This window comes from Microbacterium sp. B24, from assembly GCF_000333415.1.
GTDB lineage: Bacteria > Actinomycetota > Actinomycetes > Actinomycetales > Microbacteriaceae > Microbacterium.
The window spans coordinates 1-4,904 of sequence record NZ_BADB01000024.1; the positions used below are offsets into that span (position 1 = coordinate 1).

General features: G+C 68.7%; 6 protein-coding genes. 5 read left to right on the forward strand and 1 reads right to left on the reverse strand.

Features of this window, described 5'->3' with window-relative positions:
• A partial coding sequence (locus I5I_RS18020) for an ABC transporter ATP-binding protein (RefSeq protein WP_036314946.1) occupies positions 1 to 1,280 on the forward strand: 1,280 nt, incomplete at its 5' end.
• Between the two features lie 99 nt (positions 1,281 to 1,379).
• Positions 1,380 to 3,287 (forward strand): translational GTPase TypA, encoded by a 1,908-nt coding sequence (typA, locus tag I5I_RS00420; RefSeq protein WP_036314949.1) that lies wholly within the window; start codon positions 1,380 to 1,382, stop codon positions 3,285 to 3,287.
• Here the strand turns inward: typA and I5I_RS00425 are convergent.
• A complete protein-coding gene (locus tag I5I_RS00425) occupies positions 3,275 to 3,643 on the reverse strand; it encodes a DUF2200 domain-containing protein (protein WP_036314952.1) in 369 nt (122 codons plus the stop codon). The genes typA and I5I_RS00425 overlap by 13 nt on opposite strands.
• A 60-nt stretch (positions 3,644 to 3,703) precedes the next feature.
• Between I5I_RS00425 and I5I_RS00430 the strand changes: the two genes are divergently transcribed.
• From I5I_RS00430 to I5I_RS00440, 3 genes are read left to right on the forward strand one after another with little or no spacing between them, the layout of a single operon-like run.
• Positions 3,704 to 4,402: an AzlC family ABC transporter permease gene (locus I5I_RS00430; protein ID WP_036314958.1), complete on the forward strand. Its 699-nt coding sequence runs from the start codon at positions 3,704 to 3,706 to the stop codon at positions 4,400 to 4,402.
• Positions 4,399 to 4,713, forward strand: coding sequence for an AzlD domain-containing protein (locus I5I_RS00435; RefSeq protein WP_036314955.1), 315 nt, complete (start codon positions 4,399 to 4,401; stop codon positions 4,711 to 4,713). Before I5I_RS00430 ends, I5I_RS00435 begins: the two co-directional genes overlap by 4 nt.
• Positions 4,714 to 4,722: 9 nt before the next feature.
• Positions 4,723 to 4,881, forward strand: a complete 159-nt coding sequence (locus I5I_RS00440; RefSeq protein WP_036314961.1) for a hypothetical protein — start codon at positions 4,723 to 4,725, stop codon at positions 4,879 to 4,881.
• The last annotated feature ends 23 nt before the right edge of the window (positions 4,882 to 4,904 follow it).

A 4,904-nucleotide genomic window follows, 5' to 3' on the forward strand; every position in this document is an offset into this window, starting at 1 on the left:
GATTCGAGCTCGGTCCCGGGGATCCTCTAGAGTCGTACCCGCACCAGCTGTCCGGCGGCCAGCGTCAGCGCGCGATGATCGCGCAGTCGCTGTCGTGCGACCCGCTGCTGCTGGTCGCGGACGAGCCGACGACCGCGCTGGATGTGACCGTTCAGGCGGAGATCCTCGAGCTCATGCGAAAGCTCCAGGACCGTCTCGGCTCGGCCATCCTGCTGATTACGCACGACATGGGCGTCGTCGCCGACATGGCCGACCGCATCGTCGTGATGCGTCAGGGCGACATCGTCGAGACCGGCACGGTCGCGAGCGTCTTCGCCGACCCGCAGCATCCGTATACGAAGGCGCTGCTGTCGGCGGTGCCGCGCATCACCACCGAGGATCTGCAGGCTCCCGATGCTGCCACCCCGTCCACTCCCGTGGTGGTGTCGTTCGACGACGTCGCGATCGAGTATCCGAAGCGCGGTCGGGTGCCGGCTTTCCGTGCGGCCGACCACATCGACCTGAAGATCTACCAGGGTGAGGTGCTGGGCCTGGTCGGCGAGTCCGGCTCGGGCAAGACGACGATCGGTCGCGCCACGATCGGTCTGCTGCCCATCCACTCCGGACGCCTGACCGTGGCCGGAATGGACATCTCGAAAGCGAACCGCGAGCAGCTGCACGCCCTCCACCACGAGGTGGGAATCGTCTTCCAAGATCCGTCGAGCTCGCTGAACCCTCGAATGACCATCGGCGATTCGATCGCCGAGCCGATCAAGCTGTCCGAGAAGATCAAGGGCGCGCCCCTCGACAAGCGCGTGCGAGCGCTGTTGGACTCCGTGCGGCTGCCGCGCGATTATGCATCCCGTTACCCGCACGAGCTCTCCGGTGGGCAGAAGCAGCGCGTGGGCATCGCCCGCGCCCTCGCTCTCAACCCGAAGGTCCTGGTTGCCGATGAGCCCACGAGCGCCCTCGACGTCTCCGTGCAGGCCACGGTTCTGGAGCTGTTGAAGGATCTGCAGCGCGAGCGCGGGTTCGCCTGCCTGTTCATCAGCCACGACCTCGCCGTCATCGATGAGCTGGCCGACCGGATCGCGGTCATGCGCCACGGCGCTCTCGTCGAGGTCGGCACCCGCGACCAGATCATGCGTCGCCCGCAGCAGGCCTACACCAAGCGTCTTCTGGCGGCCGTGCCGGTGCCCGACCCCGAGATCCAGCGTGAGCGCCGTGACAAGCGTCTGGCTGATCTCGCCGCCGGTGTGGACGCCGATGAGACACCCGGGGATGCCGCCGCGCACGCCTGATCGAGCGGCGCGGGGCGCGGCGGAGGACGCCGCGGCATCCGGCTTGTAGAATGGGAGGCGCTCTGCTCGGAGCGTCTCCCTTTCTCGTTAGGTCATTTCATGGCGCACGCCCTCCGTCCGGATCTCCGTAACGTCGCGATCGTCGCGCACGTCGACCACGGCAAGACCACGCTCGTGGACGCGATGCTCCGTCAGACCGGTTCCTTCGGTGAGCATGCGCACGTCGAAGAGCGCGCCATGGACTCGAACGACCTGAAGCGTGAGAAGGGCATCACGATCCTCGCCAAGAACACGGCGATCACCTACAACGGCATCCACACCGAGGGTCCGGTGACGATCAACGTCATCGACACCCCCGGCCACGCCGACTTCGGCGGCGAGGTCGAGCGCGGCCTGTCGATGGTCGACGGTGTCGTGCTGCTGGTCGACGCGTCGGAGGGTCCGTTGCCGCAGACCCGCTTCGTGCTGCGCAAGGCGCTGGAGGCGAAGCTGCCCGTGATCCTGCTGGTCAACAAGACCGACCGTCCCGACGCCCGGATCGCGGAGGTCGAGGAGGAGGCCCACGACCTGCTGCTGGGTCTGGCCGGCGACCTCGTCGACGACGTGCCCGACCTCGACGTCGACGCTCTGCTGGACGTGCCGGTCGTCTACGCGTCCGGTCGCGCCGGCGCCGCGTCTCGCAACCGGCCCGCCAACGGCGAGCTGCCCGACAACGAGGACCTCGAGCCCCTGTTCGAGGCCATCCTCGAGCACGTCCCCGCTCCCGCCTACGACGACGAGGCGCCGCTGCAGGCCTGGGTCACCAACCTCGATTCCTCGCCGTTCCTCGGCCGTCTGGCCCTGCTCCGTGTCTTCAACGGCACGCTGAAGAAGGGGCAGACCGTCGCCTGGGTGCGTCACGACGGCTCGCACACCAACGCGCGCATCACCGAGCTGCTCAAGACCCGTGCTCTCGAGCGCTACCCGGCCGAATCTGCCGGCCCCGGTGACATCGTCGCCATCGCCGGCATCGAGGACATCACGATCGGCGAGACGATCGCCGACCCCGAAGACGTGCGGCCGCTGCCCGCGATCACGGTCGATGACCCGGCCATCTCGATGACGATCGGCACCAACACCTCGCCCCTCATGGGCAAGGTGAAGGGTCACAAGCTCACGGCGCGCATGGTCAAGGACCGTCTCGATCGGGAGCTGATCGGCAACGTCTCGCTGAAGGTCGTCGACATCGGACGCCCCGACGCCTGGGAGGTGCAGGGTCGAGGTGAGCTCGCCCTGGCGATCCTCGTCGAGAACATGCGCCGTGAAGGCTTCGAGCTGACCGTCGGCAAGCCGCAGGTCGTCACCAAGCGCGGCGAGGACGGCAAGGTCAAGGAGCCGTTCGAGCACCTCACGATCGACGCCCCCGAAGAGCACCTCGGTGCCATCACGCAGCTGATGGCCGCTCGCAAGGGCCGCATGGACACCATGACCAACCACGGCACCGGCTGGGTGCGCATGGAGTTCGTCGTCCCCTCGCGCGGTCTGATCGGCTTCCGCAGCGAGTTCCTGACCATCACCCGCGGCACCGGCATCGCGAACGCGATCTCGCACGGCTACGACGACTGGGCGGGGCAGATCACCACCCGCCAGAACGGGTCGATCGTCGCCGACCGTCAGGGTGTCGTGACACCGTTCGCCATGATCGCGCTGCAGGAGCGCATGAGCTTCTTCGTACAGCCGACCGAAGAGGTCTACGAGGGCATGGTCATCGGCGAGAACTCGCGCGCCGACGACATGGACGTCAACATCACGAAGGAGAAGAAGCTGACGAACATGCGCTCGTCGACGTCCGACTCCTTCGAGTCGATGACGCCGCCGCGCGTGCTCACGCTGGAGGAGTCGCTCGAGTTCGCGCGCGACGACGAATGCGTCGAGGTGACCCCCGAGAAGGTGCGCATCCGCAAGGTCGTGCTCGACGCGACCGAGCGCGGCCGCGCCGCCTCGCGCGCGAAGCGTCAGGACGGCTGAGCGCCGCGGGAAGTCTCAGCCCGCAGAATCTTCTCGAGCGGGCGACCTCGCGCGACCTCGTCGACGAGTTTGTCCAGGTAGCGGATCTTCTGCATCAACGGATCTGCGATCTGCTCCACTCGCACACCGCAGATCACACCCGTGATCTGCGCGGCGCCGGGATGCAGACGCGCACCCGCGAAGAAGTCACGGAAGTTCGTCTGCGCGGCGAGGTGATCCGCGAGTTCCTGGGCGCTGTATCCCGTCAGCCATCGTGTGACGGCCTCGACGTGGTCCGCTGAGCGGCCCTTACGCTGCACCTTCTGGACGTAGAGCGGGTAGACGCGGGCGACGGGCATGTCGAAGATCCGCTCCATGACGGGCACCCTACTCGCCCGCAGACGTTCGCGGGCAGACGAACTGTCAGGATGGTGGGCATGGATGCCGCAGCTGAGGCCCGAGAGGCCGTGCGTCGCGCGCGGCGCGAGGCCGTCGGCGTCGCCGTCGCGACGAGCGCATACGGTGTCTCGTTCGGCGCTCTGGCTGTGGCGTCCGGCCTCGACGTCTGGCAGACGTGCGTGCTGAGCCTGCTCATGTTCACGGGGGGATCGCAGTTCGCGTTCGTCGGTGTCATCGGCGCGGGAGGCATCGCCGCCGCGCCCGCGGCGATCGCCTCCGCCGCGTTGCTCGGCGTCCGCAACGTCGCCTACGGGCTGCGCATGGCTCCGGTGGTCGGGCGCGGCTGGCGCCGTCTCGTGGCGCCCCACGTCACGATCGACGAGTCGACGGCGGTGGCGCTGGCCCACAGCGATCCTGCGGCGCGGCGTGCGGGCTTCTGGATCACGGGCGTCGGCATCTACGTCGGATGGAACCTCTCGACGCTGGGTGGTGCGCTGCTCGGCGACGTCCTCGGCGATCCTCGTGTCTACGGGCTGGACGCGGCCGCGGCTGCGGCCTTCCTTGCGCTGCTGTGGCCGCGTCTGCGTCGCCGTCAGGCGATTGCCGTCGGCGTCGCCGCCGCGGTCGTCGCCACGGTTCTCACGCCCGTCCTCATGCCCGGCGTACCCGTGCTGGCCGCCGCCGTGGTCGCCCTCGCCGTCGGGTGGACCAACGCGTTCGCGGGCCGCGCATCATGACGATGTGGACGGCCGTGCTGGCGGCGTCGCTCGCGTGCCTGGCCCTGAAAGCCCTCGGGTACGCGATTCCCGCGCGATGGTTCGGCTCGGCTCGCGCGGAACGCTCGATCGACCTGCTGACGGTCGCGCTGCTGGCCGCACTGGTCGCCGTGCAGACGCTGGGCGCCGGCCCGCAGATCGTCGCCGACGCGCGCGTGCCGGCGATCTTCGTCGCCGCGGGGCTGCTGACGCTCCGCGCCCCCTTCCTCGTCGTCGTGGTGGCGGCAGCGGTCGTTGCGGCCGCGCTCCGGGCGCTGGGATGGGCGACGTAGAATCACGGCGTGAGAATCGCACGGATCGGGAGCTGGGCCGTCGCCGCGGTGATCGGCCTCCTCTATGGAGCTGCCGGGACCATCGGTCAGTCCGCACAGTGGGGGGTTATCCCACTGGGGCTGATCGTGGCCGTCGCCGGCACCGGTGCCCTGCTGCTCGGACTCTAGAGGATCCCCGGGACCGAGCTCGA

Coding starts and splice junctions, on each gene's coding strand:
- typA (WP_036314949.1), top strand. CDS start 1,380: ATGGCGCACGCCCTCCGTCCGGATCTCCGTAACGTCGCGATCGTCGCG.
- I5I_RS00425 (WP_036314952.1), bottom strand. CDS start 3,643: ATGGAGCGGATCTTCGACATGCCCGTCGCCCGCGTCTACCCGCTCTAC.
- I5I_RS00430 (WP_036314958.1), top strand. CDS start 3,704: ATGGATGCCGCAGCTGAGGCCCGAGAGGCCGTGCGTCGCGCGCGGCGC.
- I5I_RS00435 (WP_036314955.1), top strand. CDS start 4,399: ATGACGATGTGGACGGCCGTGCTGGCGGCGTCGCTCGCGTGCCTGGCC.